Consider the following 17,932-nt stretch of genomic DNA (forward strand, 5'->3'; position numbering starts at 1 on the left):
TATTGCGCCATCCTGCGTAACGAAACCCGCGCGCCCCCGCGGCGCCTCCTATCGCGGCATCACTTACGCAGCTGCCGCACCGCCCCCCGGCCGCCCTACTCGATGTTCTGCACCTGCTCGCGGATCTGGTCGATCAGCACCTTCAGCTCGATCGCCGCCTGCGAGCTGCGCTTGTCGACCGACTTGGAGCCGAGCGTGTTGGCCTCGCGGTTGAACTCCTGCAGCAGGAAGTCCAACCGCCGGCCGACGGGTTCGCGCTGGGCGAACACGCGGCGGATCTCGTCGACGTGGCTGTCGAGCCGGTCGAGCTCCTCGTCGACGTCGAGCTTCTGCAGCCACAGCACCAGTTCCTGCTCCATGCGGCCCGGGTCGACCGGCTGGGCCAGGTCGTCCAGGCGCGCCTGCAGCTTCGCGCGCTGGCCCTCCCGGATCGCCGGCATCAGCGTGCGTACCTGGGCGGCGATCGCGGCGATGCCGTCGACCCGCTCCAGCGTCGCGGCCACGAGCTTGGCGCCCTCGCGCTCGCGCGCGGCGACGAAGCCGTCGAGCACCTCGTCGAGCAGCGCGACGACCTCGACCTGCAGCGCCGCCGGGTCCACGCCGCGCGACTGCAGCACGCCGGGGAACTGCAGCAGCTCGGTCAGACTGGCGCGCAGCTCGGGAAAGCCGGCACGCAGGTCCTGCGCCAGCTGGCCGAGCTGGTCGAGCAGCGCGCGGTTGAGCTGCAGCTCGCCGCCGCCCTCGGCCGGGCGCAACCGCAGCCCCAGATCCAGCTTGCCGCGGGAGACACGCGCGGCGATGCGCTCGCGCAGCACCGGCTCGAACGCCCGCAGCTCTTCGGGCATGCGCACGCCCAGTTCCAGGAACCGGTGGTTGACCGCCCGCAGTTCGCAGCTCAGCGTGCCCCAGGGCGTGGTGCGTTCGCCCGAGGCGAAGGCGGTCATGCTGCGGATCATGGGCGGTCCCGGACGAGGCTCGTATGGAGCCGGGCAGGATACCCGAAGGCCGCCGACGCCGAGCCGGCGCGGCCCGGGCCCGGCCGGGCGGCTGCTAGAATCGCCCCCCGTTTCCTGCAGCGACCCGCCATGTCCGATTCCTCCCGACCGAGCGGCCGCGCGCCCGGCCAACTGCGCAACGTGCGCTTCGAGCGCGGGTTCACGCGCCATGCCGAGGGTTCGGTGCTGGTGAGCTTCGGCGACACGCGCGTGCTGTGCAACGCCAGCGTCGAGAGCCGCGTGCCCGCGTTCCTGCGCGGCAAGGGCGAGGGCTGGGTCACCGCCGAGTACGGCATGCTCCCGCGCGCCACCAACACCCGCAACGACCGCGAAGCCGCACGCGGCAAGCAGGGCGGCCGGACGCTGGAGATCCAGCGGCTGATCGGCCGCAGCCTGCGCGCCTGCGTCGACCGCCGCGCGCTGGGCGAGCGCACGATCACGCTCGACTGCGACGTGCTGCAGGCCGACGGCGGCACCCGCACCGCCGCGATCACCGGCGCCTACGTCGCATTGGTCGATGCGATCCGCGCGCTGCAGGCGCGCCGCGAGCTGGTGCGCGACCCGGTCCACGGCGCGATCGCCGCGGTCTCGGTGGGCGTCTACCGCGGCGTGCCGGTGCTCGACCTCGACTACGCCGAGGACAGCGACTGCGACACCGACATGAACGTGGTGATGAACGACGGCGGCGGTTTCATCGAGATCCAGGGCACGGCCGAGGGCCATGCGTTCCGGCGCGCCGAGATGGACGCGATGCTGGGCCTGGCCGAAACCGGCATCGCCGAACTGGTCGCGCTGCAGCGCGCGGCGCTGGCGGGCTGACGTGGAGGCGACCGCGCGCACGCGCCTGGTCCTGGCCAGCGGCAACGCCGGCAAGCCCGCCGAGCTGCAGGCGATGCTCGCCGACCTGCCGCTGGAGATCGTGCCGCAACGCGCGCTGGACGTCGGCGACGTCGCCGAGACCGGCACCACGTTCGTCGAGAACGCATTGATCAAGGCCCGGCACGCCAGCGCCGCGACCGGCCTGCCCGCGCTGGCCGACGACTCGGGCCTGATCGTCGACGCGCTCGGCGGCGCGCCCGGCCTCTACAGCGCGCGCTACGCCGGCACGCCGACCGACGATGCGGCCAACAACGCCAAGCTGCTCGAGTCGCTGCGCGACGTGCCCGAAGACCGGCGCACGGCGCGCTTCTACGCGGTGATCGTGGTGCTGCGCCAGGCCGACGACCCGCAGCCGCTGATCGCCGAGGGCGCCTGGGAAGGCCGCATCCTCGACGCCCCGCGCGGCCACCATGGCTTCGGTTACAACCCGGTGTTCCTCGATCCCGCGCACGGCCTGACCGCGGCGGAGATGCCGCCCGAGCTGAAGAACCGCCTCAGCCACCGCGCACGCGCGCTGCTGGCGCTGCGCCAGCGCCTGACCGGCCTGGCATCCTGACGCCCCGCCCGGCGTGCCGCCGCGCCCGACCGGCACGCCACGAGTCCGCTCCCGGCCGATGCTGATCCCCCCGCCCCTGTCGCTGTACGTGCACCTGCCCTGGTGCGTGCGCAAGTGCCCGTACTGCGACTTCAACTCGCACGAGTTCCGGTCCACGGACGGCGCGGCTGCGCTGCCGTTCGACGCCTACGTCGACGCGTTGCTGGCCGACCTCGATCAGGACCTGCCGCTGGCCTGGGGCCGCACGGTGCACAGCGTGTTCTTCGGCGGCGGCACGCCGAGCCTGTTCCCGGCCGACGCGATCGACCGGCTGCTGCAGGGCGCCTCGGCGCGGCTGCGCTTCGCGCCGGGCGCCGAGATCACGCTCGAGACCAACCCCGGCACCGCCGAGCACGGCCGGTTCGAGGACTACCGCCGAGCCGGCGTGAACCGGATCAGCTTCGGCATCCAGAGCTTCGACGACGGCTGCCTGCACCGCCTGGGCCGCATCCACGACGGCGCTCAGGCGCTGGCGGCGATCGCGCTGGCGCGCGAGGCGGGCTTCGACAACCTCAACCTCGATCTGATGTACGCGCTGCCCGGGCAGACGCTGGCGATGGCCGAGGACGACGTGGCGCGCGCGATTGCGCTGGCGCCGGCGCACATTTCGCACTACCAGCTCACACTCGAGCCCAACACCGTCTACGCCGCCCGCCCGCCGCAGGGCCTGCCCGACGAGGACCTCGCCTGGGACATGCAGGAGCGCTGCCAGACGCGACTCGCCGAGGCCGGCTACGCGCAGTACGAGATCTCGGCGTACGCGCAGCCCGGCCGCCAATGCGCCCACAACCTCAACTACTGGCGCTTCGGCGACTACCTGGGCATCGGCGCCGGCGCGCACGGCAAGCTCACGCTGGGCAGCGAGCAGGCGATCGCGCGCCGCTGGAAGCACAAGCACCCCACGACCTGGCTGGCCACGGCCGGCACGCCCGCCTCGATCGGCGGCGACGAGCGCATCGCCGACGCGCGACGGCCGTTCGAGTACATGCTCAACGCGCTGCGGCTGGTCGAGGGCTTCACGCTGCGCGATTTCCAGGCCCGCACCGGCCTGCCGCCGTCGGCGATCGCCGCGCCGCTGCAGGCCGCGTTCGACGCCGGCTGGCTGCACGACGACGGCGCGCGCATCGTGCCGACCGCGCTCGGCCACCGCTTCGCCAACGACGTGGTGTCGCTGTTCCTGGACGACTGACGCCCCGCCGGACCCAGGCCCCGGGCCGCTTGCGGCAGAATAGGCGTTCACGCTTTCCCGCAGGATCGAGATGTCCAACACTTCCGCGCCGTCCGCCGCCGCCCTCTACGCAGACCACCTTGCGACGCTGACCCAGCGCGCGCAGACCGCGCTCGAGCGCGCCGGCCTCGACCACCTGGTGATCCCCAGCGGCACGCTGCACTACCAGGTCTTCGACGACCGCGACTATCCCTACGCCGTGAACCCGCAGTTCAAGGCCTGGGTGCCGCTGACCCGCAACCCCGGCAGTTGGCTGGTGGTGACGCCGGGCGCGAAGCCGAAGCTGGTCTACCTGCAGCCGCGCGACTACTGGCACGTCGTGCCCGAAGCGCCCTCGGGCTATTGGGTGGAGCACTTCGATATCGTCGTCATCCGCAAGCCGGAGGAGGCGCAGCAGCACCTGCCCAAGAACGCCGCCCGCTGCGCGATCCTCGGCGAGCCGCAGAGCGCGCCCGGCCACTACGGCGCCTATCGGCCGAACAACCCGCAGGCGGTGATCGACCACCTCGACTACCACCGTGCGTTCAAGACACCCTACGAGCTGGCGATGCTGCGCGAGGCCACGCGCATCGCGGTCGGCGCCCACCAGGCGGCCGAGCGCGCGTTCCGCGCCGGGGCCAGCGAGTTCGGCATCCACCTGGCCTACTGCCAGGCGGCCGGCCAGGACGCCAACGAACTGCCGTACCACAACATCGTCGCGCTCAACGAGCACGCCGCGGTGCTGCACTACACCGAACTGGGCCGACTCGCGCCCGAGCCGGTGCACAGCTTCCTGATCGACGCCGGCGCCAGCCACGCCGGCTACGCGGCCGACATCACCCGCAGCTACGCGCGCGAGACCGGCAGCGAGTTCCAGGCGATGATCGACGCGGTCGACCGCGCGCAGCAGGCCATGTGCGATCAGGTCCGCAGCGGCGTCGACTACAAGCGGCTGCACCTGGACGCGCACCTGGCGCTGTCGGGCGTGCTGCGCGACTTCGGCGTGCTGCGCATCTCGCCCGAAGAGGCGCTGGAGACCGGCGTCAGCGCCGCGTTCTTCCCGCACGGCATCGGCCACGGTATCGGCCTGCAGGTGCACGACGTCGCCGGCTTCGCGGCGTCGGAGACCGGCGGCACGATCGCCAAGCCCGACGGCCATCCCTACCTGCGGCTGACGCGCACGCTCGCGCCCGGCATGGTCGTCACGATCGAGCCGGGCGTGTACTTCGTCGACATGCTGCTCGAGGACCTGAAGGCTGCCGGCAAGGGCGATGCGGTCGACTGGGACCGCGTCGAGGCGTTCCGTCCCTATGGCGGCATCCGGATCGAGGACAACGTCGTGTGCACCGACGACGCCCCGGTCAACCTCACGCGCGACGCGTGGGCGGAACCCGCGACCCAATGAGAACGCCGGGCCGCAGGCCCGACGACCGTCCCTCTCCCGCCGTGCGGGAGAGGGGGGACCATCGGCGGATGCCGATGGTGGGGTGAGGGCGCAGCCCGACGGCCGGCTCCCGATTCGCGCAAGAGCGCCAGCGCCTGCCCCGATCTTCGTAGGAGCGCGCTCGCGCGCGATGGGGCGTTGCGATAAAGCCCATCGCGCGTCCCCGAAAAGGGGATGCAAGCACAAGCGCCGCTCCTACAAGGCAACGCGTTTTCGCGCGAGAGGCAGTGACCCTCAGCGCGCCATGAACGCCTCGATCTCGTCGGCCGTGCGCGCCAGCCCCGCGGTCAGCACCTCGTGCCCGGTGCGGGTGACCAGCACGTCGTCCTCGGTGCGGATGCCGATCCCGCGCCACTTCGCGTCGACCGAGGTGTCGTCGGCCGGCACGTAGAGTCCCGGCTCGATCGTGTAGACCATGCCCGGCTCGAGCAGCCGCGACTCCCCCTCGATGCGGTAGTCGCCGACGTCGTGCACGTCCAGGCCCAGCCAGTGGCCGGTCTTGTGCGGGTAGTAGCGCTTGTAGCTGCCGTCGGCGATGCGCTTCTCCAGGCGGCCCTTGAGCAGGCCCAGCCGCAGCAGCCCGTCCGTCAGCGCCTCCACCGCGGCGCTGTGCCCGGCCTCGTAGGGCACGCCGGGACGGGCCTGCGCCAGCGCGGCCTGCTGCGCCGATTCGACCACTGCATGCAGCGCACGCTGTTCGGCGGTGAAGCGGCCGTTGACCGGGAAGGTGCGCGTGATGTCGGCGGCGTAGCCGCGGTATTCCGCGCCCGCGTCGATCAACACCAGGTCGCCGTCGCGCGCCTGCGCGGCGTTGGCCCGGTAGTGCAGCACGCAGGCGTTGGCGCCCGCGCCGACGATGCTCTCGTAGGCCGGCGCCGCGTCGTGGCGGCGGAACACGTACTCGAGTTCGGCCTGCAGCTCGTACTCGCGCACGCCCGGCCGCGCCGCGCGCATCGCCGCGGCGTGCGCCTCGACGCTGATCCTCGCCGCGCGACGCATCAGCTTGAGCTCGTCGGCGGTCTTGATCAGCCGCATCTCGTCGAGCAGGTGGCCCAGCTCGAGGAACTCGTGCGGCGGCTGCGCGCCCAGCCGCACCTGCGCGCGCACGCGGTTGAGCCAGCCGATCAGCTGCAGGTCGAACTCGGTGTCGCGACCGAAGTGGTAGTAGACGCGGGTCCTGCCCTCGAGCAGGCCCGGCAGGATCTCGTCGAGGTCGTCGATCGGGTACGCATCGTCCATGCCCAGCGCGTCGACCGCGCCTTCGGGCCCGACCCGCGGCCCGTCCCAGGCCTCGCGCTCGGGATCGCGCTCGCGGCAGAACAGCAGCGTCTCGCCGTGTTGGCGTCCGGGCACCAGCACCAGGACCGCCTCGGGTTCCGCGAACCCGGTCCGGTACCACAGGTCGGAATCCTGCCGGTAGGGATGGTGGGTGTCGCGGCTGCGGATGCGCTCGGGCGCGGCGGGCAGCACCAGGATCGCATCGTCGCCGGCCATCCGCATCAGCTGGCGCCGCCGCTTCTGGTAGGCGGTGGCCGAGGGCGCGCCGGCCATGTCAGTTCAACCGGTTGCGATGGCGCCGGCCGAGCGCCGCGTCGCCGTGCAGCAGCAGGACCGCGACGCGGACGAACTCCTCGATCTCGGCGAACGCGTCCTCCTCGGCGTCATCGTCCTCGGCATCGGTCTGCGCATCGGCCGCAGCCAGTCGCGCAAGGTCGGCCAGCGCCTCGGTGCCCTCCTCCGACAGCCCGGGCGCGGCACCCGCGGCCAGGCCGAAGCCGCCGAGGAAGCCGCGGCACCAGTCGAACAGCGCCGTGCTGCGCGCCGAGAGCGTCGCGTCGTCGTCGGGCAGCAGCAGCGCGAAGCCGAAGCTGCGATCCTCGAGCTGCGCCGCGCTGACCGCGCGCAGGCGGTCGAGCGCGCTGCCGGGTTCGGGCGACGGCAAGGTGTCGTCGGCGAGCACCGGCGCCAGCCAGTCGGGCCTGGACGCGCCACCGCCGGCCAGCCAGCCGCACAGGCTGCCGTGCAGTTCGCTGGCACCGATGGCCAGCTGCAGGCGCCGGACCTCGGCGTCGATCTCGGCGGAACTGGGCAGGCGTTCTGACACGGCACTCACACGGGCGGCAACGGATGGTGCAGTGTAGCAACCGGTTCGCCCGCGACCGTACGATCACGCTTGTTGTCCCGACCGCGCGATGCCTAAACTCGACGCGCCCATCCGGCGCGGAGTCCGTGTGATCGTCCCCAGCCAGCTGCACGTTCCGGTCGCCGCGTTGCTGGTCGCATTGCTGGCGTTGTGCGTGATGCTGGCGCTGCGCGGCCGCGCGCGGCGCGCACGCGCCGGTGCGCCCGACGAACGGGTCGAGCGCCTGACGCTTGCGCTGTGGGCCACCGGCGAACGCTACTGGGACTACGACGTGGCGTCCGGGCAGCTCCGGCACACGACCTGCGCCATGGTCGCGCCCGACGGCAGCGAGGTCGTCGAGCGCACCGCGCCGATCGAGACCCTGCTGCACCCCGAGGACCGACCGATCGCGCGCGAGGCGCTGGCACGCTATCTGCAGGGCGACGGCAGCGGGCGATTGCAGGTCCAGTTGCGCGTCGCGATCGACGGCGACGACTGGCGCTGGGTCCGGGCCCGCGGCCGTGCAGTCGCGCGCGACCGCGACGGCGCGGTGCTGCGCATCGCCGGCACCGCGCTCGACATCACCGCCACGCGCGCGGCCGAGCGCGAACACCGCATCGCCGCCGAGGTGCTGCGCAGCATGCGCGAGGCGGTCGCGGTCATCGACGCACAGTTCCGCTACGTGTCCGTCAATCCCGCCTTCCTGCGCATGACCGGCTACACCGAGAGCGAAGTGCTGGGCCAGGACGCCCGGCTGCTCGACGACAACTCCGACAGCGAGGACGTCTCGCGCCACCTGCGCGAGCAGGCGACCCGTCACGGCCACTGGAGCGGCGAACTGCGGCAGCGGCGCAAGGACGGCGAGCAGTTCCTGGCGACCGTCGAATGCCGCACCGTCCACGACGCCGACCTGGGCACGCCGCTGCACGTGTTCGTGCTCAACGACATCACCCACCAGAAGCGCGCCGAGCAGGAACTGCGCTATCTCGCCAATTTCGACACGCTCACCAGCCTGCCCAACCGCTCGCTGCTGTCCGAGCGCCTGTCGCGGGCGATCGCGCGGGCCCAGGACACCGGCCGCCGCATCGCGGTGCTGTTCCTCGACCTCGACCGGTTCAAGGACATCAACGATTCGCTCGGCCATGCCGCCGGCGACCGCATCCTGCGCGCGGCCGCCACGCGCGTGCAGCAGACCGTCGGCATGCACCACACGGTCGCGCGGCTGGGCGGCGACGAGTTCACGATCGTGATCGAGAATCTCGACGAGGCGCAGGCCGCCGACCGCATCGCGCGCGAGATCATCCATGCCTTCGAGGCGCCGCTGCGCATCGACGAGCGCCGCCAGATCACGATCTCGCCGTCGCTGGGCATCAGCGTCTATCCCGACCACGCGCGCGGGCCGACCGAGCTGCTCAAGCAGGCCGACATCGCGATGTACCAGGCCAAGGCCGCCGGCCGGCGGACCTTCATGCGCTACGACGACGCGATGGACATCGCCGCGCGCCGGCGGACCACGCTGACCGGCGCCCTGCGCGAGGTGCTCGACCGCGGCGAACTGCGCCTGGCGCTGCAGCCACGCCATTCCATGGCGCTGGACGGGATCGCCAGCGTCGAGGCCCTGCTGCGCTGGCACAGCCCGACGCTGGGCGAGATCCCGCCCAGCGAGTTCATCCCGATCGCCGAGGAGAGCGGGCTGATCCACGAGATCGGCGAATGGGTGCTGCGCGAGGCCTGCCGGACCATCCTCGACTGGCGCCGCCAGGGCCTGGCCGACATCTCGGTGTCGGTCAACGTCTCGCTGCTGCAGCTGCTGCGCGGCGACTTCCCCGGCGTCGTGCGCCGGGTGCTGGACGAGGTCGGCTTCCCGCCCGAGCGCCTGGAGCTGGAGCTGACCGAGAGCGTGCTGATGGCCGACGCCGAGCATGCCGCCGCCCGCCTGCAGGCGCTGCGTACCATGGGCGTGTCGCTGGCGATCGACGACTTCGGCACCGGCTACTCGTCGCTGGCCTACCTCAAGCGGCTGCCGATCACGACGATCAAGATCGACAAGGCGTTCGTCGCCGGGCTGCCGGACGACCCCGAGGACGCGGCGATCACGACCACCGTCATCACGATGGCGCACGCGCTGGGCCGGACGGTCGTCGCAGAGGGTGTGGAGACCGAGGCCCAGCTGCGCTTCCTGGCCGAGCGCGGCTGCGACGAACTGCAGGGCTATTGGATCTCGCGCCCGCTGCCCCCGGCCCAGTGCCTGGCCTTCGTCCGCGAACGCCCCGCCCACGGCCCGGCGGCTGCGGGCACCGGCCCGGTCGCGCCGCCTTGACCGGCACCGGGGCCCTGCCTATCGTGCCGGCATGGACACGCCCGACGTCATCGCCCAGCTGGCCCGCCTGACGACGCGCGTGGAGACGCTGATCGAGCGCGTCCGCCTGCTCAGCGACGAGAACCGCAGCCTGCGCCAGCAGCAGGAGACGATCGTCGTCGAGCGCGCGCAGCTGCTGTCGAAGAACGAGCAGGCGCGCTCGCGCGTGGAGGCGATGATCGCGCGCCTCAAGTCGCTGGAGCAGCACACGTGAGCGGTGCGAGCGAGGCGGTCAATGTCCGCGTGCTCGATCGCGAGTACACCGTGGGCGTCGCGCCGGGCGAGCGCGACGGCCTGACCGCGGCCGCGCGGCTGCTCGACGCGCAGATGCGCGAGATCCGCGGCGCCAATCGCATGGCGGCCGTCGACCGGATCGCGGTGCTGGCCGCGCTGAACTTCGCGCACGAGCTGCTGCAGCTGCGCGAGCAGGGCCGTGGCGATGGCGGCGCGGCCGTCGCCGATGCGGTGGCCGCGCTGCACCGTCGGCTCGACGCGTTCGAAGCCGAACCCTGAGGCCCGGGCGCACGACGGCCCCGGTTGCTACTCTGGCCCCGCGTCGCGGCAGGCCTTCGCGGGGGCTCGACGCAACTGAATTTCCTCCATCGAGTCGCGTGGCGCGCCGACGAACGGCTGCGCCTTCCGGCGTTGCGGCGCTATACTGCGCCTGCGTTCTCTGCTGTGTCCGACAGCGTGCAAAACATTCGCCTTGTCCCTTAAGAACGACACCGGGGATGCAGGAAAACCGGGAGTGCATATCCGCCCTCGAGCGGAAAGCCCGAAGGAATTCCGGCGTTCCCACTTGAACCTCGGGTTCAAGGTCGTTTCGCGTGCATCGACATGTGCGGAGAACGTATTTCTTTTCCGCCTGCCGCGTCGCCGGCGCTTTCCGACGACGAGTCCGGCCGCATGACCGACCGCCCCGCCCTTCGCCGCCGCCTGCGCGACCTGCGCCGCGCGTTGCCGGCCGCGGCGCGCATCGCCGCCTCCGAAGGCCTGGCCGCGCAACTGCTCGCCCTGCCCATGCTGCCCGCCAGCGGCTACGTCGCCGGCTACTGGGCCAGCGACGGCGAGATCGGCCTGCACGTCTTCCAGCTGCGCCTGCCGCCCGGCCTGGTGTACTGCCTGCCGCTGCTGCACGGCGACACGCTGCGCTTCGCGCCCTGGCGCGCCGGCGACCCGCTGGTGACCAACCGCTACGGCATCCCCGAGCCCGACGTCGCGCCGGCCTCCGCACTCGAGGCGCACGAGATGGCGCTGGTCGTCGCGCCGCTCGTCGGCTTCGACGCGCAGGGCCGCCGGCTGGGCATGGGCGGCGGCTGGTACGACCGCAGCTTCGCGTTCCGCCGCACGCGAGCCGCCCCGCCCGCGCTGGTGGGCGCGGCGTTCGCACTGCAGCAGGTCGACGCGCTCGAGGCCGCCGACTGGGACGTCCCGCTCGACGCGGTCTGCACCGACACCCGCACCTTCCTCGCGACCGAGCCGCAATGAGTCCACGCAAGCGCTACTGGCTGATGAAGTCCGAACCGGAGGATTTCTCGATCGACGACCTGGCCCGCGTCGGCACCGAACCCTGGACCGGCGTGCGCAACTACCAGGCGCGCAACTTCATGCGCGACGGCATGCGGGTCGACGACGAGGTGCTGTTCTACCACTCCAACGCCGACGTGCCGGGCATCTACGGCATCGCCCGGGTCGCCAGCACCGCCTACCCCGACCCCACGCAGTTCCAGGCGCGCTCGAAGTACTTCGACGCCAAGGCCACCCAGGAGACCCCGCGCTGGTTCCTGGTCGATGTCGCCTTCGTGCGCAAGCTGGACGCGCCGATCCCGCTGTCGCGCATCCGCGCGCACAGCGCCGAGCTGGGCGAGGAGTTCGCACTGATCCGCAAGGGCGCCCGGCTGTCGGTGCTGCCCGTCACGTCCGCGCAGTGGAAACTGTTGCTGTCCCTGGAGAACGCACGATGAGCGAGAGCAAGCGACTGGCCGGCGAGAAGGCCATCGACTACGTCGAGGACGGCATGATCGTCGGCGTCGGCACCGGCTCGACGGTGGCCTACTTCATCGACGCGCTCGCCAGGATCAAGCACCGCATCGACGGCGCGGTCTCGAGTTCGGAGCAGAGCACGCAGCGACTGCGCGCCCACGGCATCGAGGTCCTCGACCTCAACGCGACCGGTCCGCTGCCGCTGTACGTCGACGGTGCCGACGAATGCGACCCGCAGCGCCACCTGATCAAGGGCGGCGGCGCGGCGCTGACGCGCGAGAAGATCATCGCCGAGGCCAGCGCGACCTTCGTGTGCATCGTCGATCCGGCCAAGCAGGTGCCGGTGCTCGGCCGCTTCCCGCTGCCGGTCGAGGTGATCCCGATGGCGCGCAGCCTGGTCGCGCGCGAGATCCTCGCCGCCACCGGCGGCCAGCCGGTGTGGCGCGAGCAGGTGACCACCGACAACGGCAACTGGGTGCTCGACGTCCACGGCCTGTCGATCACGGACCCGGTGGCGCTGGAGGCCACGCTCAACCAGATCCCGGGCGTGGTCAGCGTCGGCCTGTTTGCCCGCCGCAAGGCGGATGTCGTGATCGTCGGCACGCCGACGCCGACCGTGCTCGACTGACAGGCGAACCCTGCGAGGCCGGACGCGGGCGTCATGCACGCCCGCCGCCCGCGCTCCCGCTCCCCTCAGCCGCTGGCGAGCAGCAGCAGCCCGACGCCGAGCGCGACGATCGGCAGCAGCACCAGCAGCGAGATGCCGAACGCCAGCCAGTTCGAGCGCATCGGCAGGCCCGCGCGCTCGCGGCGGGCGATGGCCTCGCCCTGCGTCCTGCCGGCCAGCATCGTCACCGCGACCAGCGTGGGCACGGTGATCAGCATGCCGGGGAACTGCTCGGGCAGCACCGCGCCGAGCGCGCCGGTCGCCACCAGCCCCAGCAGCGCCAGGCCGAGCGTCGGCCAGACGCGGTCGGGCCGGCCCATGCGGTGGAAGTTCATCGCCATCAGCAGGCCACCGGCCAGCACCGACCCGAAGAAGGTCGCGATGCCGATGCCGGCGATCTTGAACAACGGCAACCCGGCCGCGTCCTGCGGTTCGGCGACCGGGGCGACCGGCGGCGCGTAGGGGTCGGACGCGGTGTGGGTCTGCTCGTCCATGGGCATCCTCGGTGGCGACGATTCCAGGCAGGCGCGCGATGGCGCCTTCCGACAAGCCTAACCCGTACAGGCGCACGCTTGCATGCGACGTCCTTCCCCGACGATGTCAACCTTCCGTAGCAGCGCGCTGGCGCGCGAAGGGCTTCACCGCAGGAGCCTCATCGCGCGCGGGCGCGCTCCTACGGATGCAGGATACGAAAAACCCGCCTTCCGGCGGGCTTTTCGTGGCTCCGACGCCGTCGACTCACTCGACGTCGAGGAAGCTGCGCAACTGCTCCGAGCGCGAGGGATGACGCAGCTTGCGCAGCGCCTTGGCCTCGATCTGGCGGATCCGCTCGCGCGTCACGTCGAACTGCTTGCCGACCTCTTCCAGCGTGTGATCGGTGTTCATGTCGATGCCGAAACGCATGCGAAGCACCTTCGCCTCCCGCGGGGTCAGACCGGCGAGCACGTCGCGGACCGTCTCCATCAGGTTGGTGTTGGTGGTCGCGTCGATCGGGGACTCCACGTTGGTGTCCTCGATGAAGTCGCCCAGATGCGAGTCCTCGTCGTCGCCGATCGGGGTCTCCATCGAGATCGGCTCCTTGGCGATCTTCATGACCTTGCGGATCTTGTCCTCGGGCATGTCCATCTCCTTGGCCAGTTCTTCCGGCGTGGCCTCGCGGCCGTACTGCTGGAGCATCTGGCGGGAGATGCGGTTGAGCTTGTTGATCGTCTCGATCATGTGCACCGGGATGCGGATCGTGCGCGCCTGATCGGCGATCGAGCGCGTGATCGCCTGGCGGATCCACCACGTGGCGTAGGTCGAGAACTTGAAGCCGCGGCGGTGCTCGAACTTGTCGACCGCCTTCATCAGGCCGATGTTGCCCTCCTGGATCAGGTCCAGGAACTGCAGGCCGCGGTTGGTGTACTTCTTGGCGATCGAGATCACCAGACGCAGGTTGGCCTCGACCATCTCCTTCTTGGCCTTGCGGGCCTTGGCCTCGCCGTAGGCCATCGCCCGGTTGATCTCCTTGAGATCGCCCAGGGTCACGCCCATCGCCTTCTCGATCGCGAGCGTGGCTTCCTGCTCGGCGACGATCTGGTCACGCACATCCTTCAGGCCCGACGACCACTTCTGCTTGCGCTTGATCATCTCGTCCGCCCAACCGGTATTGGTCTGGTTGCCGTCCCAGGCGCGGATGAAGTCCTTGCGCGGCATCTTGGCCACGCGCGTGGACAGGTCGAGGATGCGACGCTCATGGTCCTTGAGTTCGCCGACCACGTCGCGCAGCTTGCGCACCAGCAGGTCGCTCAGCGGCAGCGGCAGCTTGAAGGTCATGAACTGGTCGGCCATCTCGCCGCGCAGCTTGACCACCGGCTTGGCGGACGCGCCGTTCTTGGCGTAGGCCTTCTGGAACTTGTTGAACAGGTCGGCCAGCACGTCCATGCGGCGCGCGACCTCGGCCGGATCCGGACCGCTGGGACCGGTGCTCTCCTCCTCGTCGCCGCTGTCGTCGTCCGAATCGTCGTCGTCGTCGCCGTCGTCGTCCGAATCGGCGGCCACGGGCGCGGGCGCGTTGCCGGCGGCGGCCTCTTCCTCGGCCGCCAGCTCTTCGAGCAGCTGGTCGTTGAAGCCGACCACGACCTCGGCCAGGCGCTTCTTGCCAGCCTTGTGCAGCTCGTATTCCTCCAGCAGCAGCTGGACCGACCACGGGAAGCTGGCCACCGAGGCCATCATCTGGTTCAGGCCTTCCTCGATGCGCTTGGCGATCGCGATCTCGCCCTCGCGGGTCAGCAGCTCGACCGTGCCCATCTCGCGCATGTACATGCGCACCGGGTCGGTGGTGCGACCGCCTTCGGTGTCGAGCGAGGTCAGCGCGGCGGCGGCCTCCTCGGCCGCGGTCTCGTCGACCTCGCGGTTGCCGCTCGACTCGCCGGCCAGCAGCAGCGTCTCGGCATCGGGCGCGACCTCATGGACATCGATGCCCATGCCGTTGATCATGCCGATGATGTCTTCGATCTGCTCCGGATCGACCATGTCGTCGGGCAGGTGGTCGTTGACCTCGGCGTAGGTCAGATAGCCCTGCTCCAGCCCCTTGCTGATCAGGAGCTTGATGTCGGACTGCTGGGCGGGACGTTCATTCGCCATGTGGCGCACCGTTGTCAAAGTGAACCCGTAATTATACCACCTGCGGGGCCGGGGTCATGCCCGCAGCAGGAAGGTCACCGGGCCGTCGTTGACCAGGCTGACCTCCATATGGGCGCCGAAGCGCCCCGTTTCCACCCCCCGGTGCCGGGCACGGCAGGCCGCGACCAGGCGGTCGAAGGTCCGTTCAGCCTCGTCGGGCGGCGCAGCCGTGCTGAAGCCCGGCCGGTTGCCCGAGCGCGTATCGGCCGCCAGCGTGAACTGGCTGACCAGCAGCAGCCCGCCGCCGGCCTGTGCCAGCGAGCGGTTCATGCGCCCCGTCTCGTCGGCGAACACCCGGTAGGCCAGCAGCCGCTCGGCCATCCGCGCGACCTGCGCCTCGCCGTCGCCCGGCTCGATCCCGACCAGCGCCAGCAGCCCCGGCCCGATCCGGCCGACGTCCGCGCCGTCGACCCGCACCGCGGCCTCGCTGACGCGCTGGATCAGCGACAGCACGCGCGCCACCCACCACCTGTAGGAGCGCGCTTGCGAGCGAAGGGGCTTTCCACGGCAAGCCCGTCGCGCGCTAGCGCGCTCCTACGGGGGGAAGGGGTACCGGAGTTCACGGGCGCGCGCAGGCCCCGCCGTCGCGGGCATGACCGACGAGGAAGGCCGCGCGCCAAATCGCGCATCACCCCGAGTACCGGTTGCTGATCGGATAGCGCCGCTCGCGGCCGAAGGCGCGGCGCGAGATCTTCGGCCCCGGCGCAGCCTGGTGCCGCTTCCATTCGCTGGTGCGGACCAGCCGCAGCATCCGGTCGACGGTCGCCGCGTCGAAGCCGGCCGCGACGATCTCGTCGCGGGATTCCTCCTGGTCGACGAAACGGCGCAGGATCGCGTCGAGCACGTCGTAGGGCGGCAGCGAATCCTGGTCGAGCTGGTCGGCGCGCAGTTCCGCCGACGGCGGCCGATCGATGACCGCCGGCGGGATCACCGGGCTGCCGCCGACGGTGTTGCGCCACTTCGCCAGCCCGAACACCTCGGTCTTGTAGAGATCCTTGAGCGGCGCGTAGCCGCCGCACATGTCGCCGTAGATCGTCGCGTAGCCGACCGCGTACTCGCTCTTGTTGCCTGTGGTCAGCAGCAGCCCGCCATGCTTGTTGGACAGCGCCATCAGCACTGCGCCACGCGTGCGCGACTGCAGGTTCTCCTCGGTCACGTCGGGCGCGGCGCCGTCGAAGGCCTCGGCCAGCGTGTCGAGGAACCCCTGGAACGGCGGCTCGATCGGGATCGTGAGCATGCGCACGCCCAGCCGCGCGCACTGCTCGGCCGCCAGGTCGTTGCTCAGTCCGGCGGTGTAGCGCGACGGCAGCCGCACCGCGGTCACGTTGTCGGCCCCGAGCGCATCGACCGCCATCGCCAGCACCACCGACGAGTCGATGCCGCCCGACAGCCCCAGCCAGACCTTGGAGAACCCGTTCTTGCCGCAGTAGTCGCGCAGGCCGCGCACCACCGCCCGCCAGGCCAGCGCGTCGATGCTCTCGTCGCCGTCGTCGACCCAGACGACCGGCGTGAAGCCGCGGCGTTCGCGGTCGTAGTCGACCACCAGCCACTGGTCGTCGAACGCCACCGCCGCGGGATGGACGGTGCCGTCGGCATCGGCGACGACCGAGGCGCCGTCGAACACCAGCGCATCCTGGCCGCCGACCACGTTGACGTAGGCCAGCGCTACACCCGCCTCGCGCGTGCGCTCGGCCAGCAGCGCGTCGCGCTGGCGGTGCTTGCCGCGCTCGTAGGGCGAGGCGTTGGGCACCACCACCAGTTCGGCGCCGGCGCGTACGGTGTCGTCGAGCGGCTCGGGGAACCACAGATCCTCGCAGACGAGCACGCCGACCGGCACGCCGCGCACCTCGACCACGCACGAACCGCCGTCGGGATCGACGTGGAAGTAACGGCGCTCGTCGAAGACGTTGTAGTTGGGCAGTTCGCGCTTGCGGTAGGTGCGCTCGACCTTGCCGTCGCGCAGCACGCTGGCCGAGTTGTAGAGCACGCTGCCGGCCGATTCGGGCCAGCCGACGACGGCGACGATGCCGCGCACGTCCTTGGCAACCTGCATCAGCGCGGCCTCGCAGTCGATCAGGAAGCCCGGCCGCATCAGCAGGTCCTCGGGCGGGTAGCCGCTGATCGCCAGTTCCGGGAATACGACGATGTCGGCGCCGAACTCGGTCTTCGCCTCCTCGATCATCGCCGCGATGCGTTCGGCGTTGCGCCCCACGTCGCCGACCGGGAAGTCGAACTGGGCCAGGGCGATGCGCAGGGAGCGGGACGGGTCAGATGCCATGCGTCAGGAAATCCAGGGCTTCGATGATGAGCAGTCGTTCGCTCGACAGGTTCGCGACCTGCGGACCGAGCATCTGCATGGGCACGCTGGTGATCTGCGCGGTGTCCATCACCATCGTTTCGCCGGCGACCGGCAGCGCCGGCATCAGGCGGGTGAGCAGCGGGCCGGCCTGCTCGGGCGGAAGCAGCGGCACGACGACGCGCGACTCCACGGTGTCGATCAGATCGCTCTGCACGTTCAGCCAGCAGGGCACGGCGCGACGCGAGGCCGGGTCGGCGTTGGCATAGACGCAGAACTGGCTCATGCGCCTTCGGCGTCCTTCAGCGACGCCTTGAAGGCGCGGACACGGTCGCCGGCGAGCCCGTCGCGGGCGATGCGCGCGTTGTACGCGGCCATCGCCTCTCGGTTGTCCTCCCGCCACTGCGCGCGCCGGCGCGCGCGCACCTCGGCTTCCAGCGCCTTTTCCAGCGTGGCCGACAGGTTGATGTCGAGCGCGCGCGCCTCCTCGAGCAATCCCTGATTGACGCTGACATTGGTCGCGCGCTTGCCGTAGCCGGCATAGTCTTCGCGGATGCGCATGGCCTAGCCCTCTTCGATGCGCATCGAGCATGCGCAGTGGACGGCGACATGTCAATCGACCGGTTGGCTGAAGGGCCCGTAGGAGCGCGCTCGCGCGCGATGAAGCCTTCCTGGCAAAGCGCCATCGCGCGCGGGCGCGCTCCTACATGGGTCCGGGCGG

At 71.1% G+C, this 17,932-nt stretch carries 19 protein-coding genes and 1 other RNA gene; 11 read left to right on the forward strand and 9 right to left on the reverse strand.

The annotated features are described in order from the left end of the window. Positions 1 to 95: 95 nt before the first annotated feature. On the reverse strand, positions 96 to 956 hold the full coding sequence (locus WQ56_RS01750; protein ID WP_047135368.1) for a YicC/YloC family endoribonuclease: 861 nt from the start codon (positions 954 to 956) through the stop codon (positions 96 to 98). A 129-nt stretch (positions 957 to 1,085) separates the two neighbouring features. Here WQ56_RS01750 and rph point away from each other — a divergent pair, with 129 nt between their 5' ends. The 4 genes from rph to pepQ all read left to right on the forward strand — a co-directional run bounded on the left by rph (position 1,086) and on the right by pepQ (position 5,081). Then, positions 1,086 to 1,814, forward strand: coding sequence for a ribonuclease PH (gene rph, locus WQ56_RS01755; RefSeq protein ID WP_047135369.1), 729 nt, complete (start codon positions 1,086 to 1,088; stop codon positions 1,812 to 1,814). Between the two features lies 1 nt (position 1,815). Next, positions 1,816 to 2,430 (forward strand): RdgB/HAM1 family non-canonical purine NTP pyrophosphatase, encoded by a 615-nt coding sequence (rdgB, locus tag WQ56_RS01760; protein ID WP_255350555.1) that lies wholly within the window; start codon positions 1,816 to 1,818, stop codon positions 2,428 to 2,430. A gap of 58 nt (positions 2,431 to 2,488) precedes the next feature. Next, a complete protein-coding gene (gene hemW / locus WQ56_RS01765; RefSeq protein ID WP_047135370.1) occupies positions 2,489 to 3,658 on the forward strand; it encodes a radical SAM family heme chaperone HemW in 1,170 nt (389 codons plus the stop codon). 70 nt (positions 3,659 to 3,728) lie between these two features. After that, entirely contained in the window at positions 3,729 to 5,081 is a 1,353-nt protein-coding gene (pepQ, locus tag WQ56_RS01770; protein ID WP_047135371.1) for a Xaa-Pro dipeptidase, read from the forward strand. 273 nt (positions 5,082 to 5,354) lie between these two features. Here pepQ and WQ56_RS01775 read toward each other — a convergent pair whose 3' ends face one another. Then, positions 5,355 to 6,671 carry an aminopeptidase P N-terminal domain-containing protein gene (locus WQ56_RS01775; protein ID WP_047135372.1) on the reverse strand — a complete coding sequence of 439 codons (1,317 nt, stop codon included), beginning with the start codon at positions 6,669 to 6,671 and terminating at the stop codon, positions 5,355 to 5,357. Between the two features lies 1 nt (position 6,672). Next, entirely contained in the window at positions 6,673 to 7,212 is a 540-nt protein-coding gene (locus tag WQ56_RS01780) for a UPF0149 family protein (protein ID WP_156170263.1), read from the reverse strand. 139 nt (positions 7,213 to 7,351) lie between these two features. On the opposite strand from WQ56_RS01780, the gene WQ56_RS01785 reads away from it, so the two are divergent. The 7 genes from WQ56_RS01785 to rpiA all read left to right on the forward strand — a co-directional run bounded on the left by WQ56_RS01785 (position 7,352) and on the right by rpiA (position 12,212). After that, positions 7,352 to 9,562, forward strand: coding sequence for a GGDEF domain-containing phosphodiesterase (locus WQ56_RS01785; RefSeq protein ID WP_197076404.1), 2,211 nt, complete (start codon positions 7,352 to 7,354; stop codon positions 9,560 to 9,562). Positions 9,563 to 9,593: 31 nt separating this feature from the next. Beyond that, positions 9,594 to 9,815 (forward strand): TIGR02449 family protein, encoded by a 222-nt coding sequence (locus WQ56_RS01790; RefSeq protein WP_047135375.1) that lies wholly within the window; start codon positions 9,594 to 9,596, stop codon positions 9,813 to 9,815. Next, positions 9,812 to 10,114 carry a cell division protein ZapA gene (locus WQ56_RS01795; protein ID WP_047135376.1) on the forward strand — a complete coding sequence of 101 codons (303 nt, stop codon included), beginning with the start codon at positions 9,812 to 9,814 and terminating at the stop codon, positions 10,112 to 10,114. The genes WQ56_RS01790 and WQ56_RS01795 overlap by 4 nt, the downstream gene beginning before the upstream one ends. Before the next feature lie 154 nt (positions 10,115 to 10,268). Then, a non-coding RNA gene (gene ssrS / locus WQ56_RS17840) (6S RNA) lies at positions 10,269 to 10,453 on the forward strand. Between the two features lie 54 nt (positions 10,454 to 10,507). Then, a complete protein-coding gene (locus tag WQ56_RS01800; protein WP_047135377.1) occupies positions 10,508 to 11,089 on the forward strand; it encodes a 5-formyltetrahydrofolate cyclo-ligase in 582 nt (193 codons plus the stop codon). Further along, complete coding sequence (locus WQ56_RS01805) at positions 11,086 to 11,565, forward strand: EVE domain-containing protein (RefSeq protein WP_047135378.1); 480 nt, start codon at positions 11,086 to 11,088, stop codon at positions 11,563 to 11,565. The genes WQ56_RS01800 and WQ56_RS01805 overlap by 4 nt, the downstream gene beginning before the upstream one ends. Continuing rightward, positions 11,562 to 12,212 carry a ribose-5-phosphate isomerase RpiA gene (gene rpiA / locus WQ56_RS01810; RefSeq protein WP_047135379.1) on the forward strand — a complete coding sequence of 217 codons (651 nt, stop codon included), beginning with the start codon at positions 11,562 to 11,564 and terminating at the stop codon, positions 12,210 to 12,212. The genes WQ56_RS01805 and rpiA overlap by 4 nt, the downstream gene beginning before the upstream one ends. 65 nt (positions 12,213 to 12,277) lie before the next feature. Here the strand turns inward: rpiA and WQ56_RS01815 are convergent, their stop codons facing one another. From WQ56_RS01815 to WQ56_RS01840, 6 genes are all read right to left on the reverse strand, one after another. Then, complete coding sequence (locus WQ56_RS01815) at positions 12,278 to 12,745, reverse strand: hypothetical protein (protein WP_047135380.1); 468 nt, start codon at positions 12,743 to 12,745, stop codon at positions 12,278 to 12,280. Between the two features lie 244 nt (positions 12,746 to 12,989). Continuing rightward, a complete protein-coding gene (gene rpoD, locus WQ56_RS01820) occupies positions 12,990 to 14,876 on the reverse strand; it encodes an RNA polymerase sigma factor RpoD (protein WP_047135381.1) in 1,887 nt (628 codons plus the stop codon). 54 nt (positions 14,877 to 14,930) lie between these two features. Further along, positions 14,931 to 15,368, reverse strand: coding sequence for a D-aminoacyl-tRNA deacylase (gene dtd, locus WQ56_RS01825; RefSeq protein WP_047135615.1), 438 nt, complete (start codon positions 15,366 to 15,368; stop codon positions 14,931 to 14,933). A 175-nt stretch (positions 15,369 to 15,543) separates the two neighbouring features. After that, positions 15,544 to 17,193 (reverse strand): NAD+ synthase, encoded by a 1,650-nt coding sequence (locus WQ56_RS01830; RefSeq protein WP_047135382.1) that lies wholly within the window; start codon positions 17,191 to 17,193, stop codon positions 15,544 to 15,546. Next, positions 17,183 to 17,497, reverse strand: a complete 315-nt coding sequence (locus WQ56_RS01835; protein WP_047135383.1) for a CcdB family protein — start codon at positions 17,495 to 17,497, stop codon at positions 17,183 to 17,185. Before WQ56_RS01835 ends, WQ56_RS01830 begins: the two co-directional genes overlap by 11 nt. Next, on the reverse strand, positions 17,494 to 17,772 hold the full coding sequence (locus WQ56_RS01840; protein WP_047135384.1) for a type II toxin-antitoxin system CcdA family antitoxin: 279 nt from the start codon (positions 17,770 to 17,772) through the stop codon (positions 17,494 to 17,496). Before WQ56_RS01840 ends, WQ56_RS01835 begins: the two co-directional genes overlap by 4 nt. Positions 17,773 to 17,932: the final 160 nt, after the last annotated feature.

It is taken from the genome of Luteimonas sp. FCS-9, assembly GCF_001014645.1.
Classification (GTDB): Bacteria; Pseudomonadota; Gammaproteobacteria; order Xanthomonadales; family Xanthomonadaceae; genus Luteimonas.

Bases quoted from the DNA above. Each gene is read 5' to 3' on its own strand.
- WQ56_RS01750 (WP_047135368.1), bottom strand. From the start codon at position 956: ATGATCCGCAGCATGACCGCCTTCGCCTCGGGCGAACGCACCACGCCC.
- rph (WP_047135369.1), top strand. From the start codon at position 1,086: ATGTCCGATTCCTCCCGACCGAGCGGCCGCGCGCCCGGCCAACTGCGC.
- hemW (WP_047135370.1), top strand. From the start codon at position 2,489: ATGCTGATCCCCCCGCCCCTGTCGCTGTACGTGCACCTGCCCTGGTGC.
- pepQ (WP_047135371.1), top strand. From the start codon at position 3,729: ATGTCCAACACTTCCGCGCCGTCCGCCGCCGCCCTCTACGCAGACCAC.
- WQ56_RS01775 (WP_047135372.1), bottom strand. From the start codon at position 6,671: ATGGCCGGCGCGCCCTCGGCCACCGCCTACCAGAAGCGGCGGCGCCAG.
- WQ56_RS01790 (WP_047135375.1), top strand. From the start codon at position 9,594: ATGGACACGCCCGACGTCATCGCCCAGCTGGCCCGCCTGACGACGCGC.
- WQ56_RS01800 (WP_047135377.1), top strand. From the start codon at position 10,508: ATGACCGACCGCCCCGCCCTTCGCCGCCGCCTGCGCGACCTGCGCCGC.
- WQ56_RS01805 (WP_047135378.1), top strand. From the start codon at position 11,086: ATGAGTCCACGCAAGCGCTACTGGCTGATGAAGTCCGAACCGGAGGAT.
- rpiA (WP_047135379.1), top strand. From the start codon at position 11,562: ATGAGCGAGAGCAAGCGACTGGCCGGCGAGAAGGCCATCGACTACGTC.
- WQ56_RS01815 (WP_047135380.1), bottom strand. From the start codon at position 12,745: ATGGACGAGCAGACCCACACCGCGTCCGACCCCTACGCGCCGCCGGTC.
- rpoD (WP_047135381.1), bottom strand. From the start codon at position 14,876: ATGGCGAATGAACGTCCCGCCCAGCAGTCCGACATCAAGCTCCTGATC.
- WQ56_RS01830 (WP_047135382.1), bottom strand. From the start codon at position 17,193: ATGGCATCTGACCCGTCCCGCTCCCTGCGCATCGCCCTGGCCCAGTTC.
- WQ56_RS01835 (WP_047135383.1), bottom strand. From the start codon at position 17,497: ATGAGCCAGTTCTGCGTCTATGCCAACGCCGACCCGGCCTCGCGTCGC.
- WQ56_RS01840 (WP_047135384.1), bottom strand. From the start codon at position 17,772: ATGCGCATCCGCGAAGACTATGCCGGCTACGGCAAGCGCGCGACCAAT.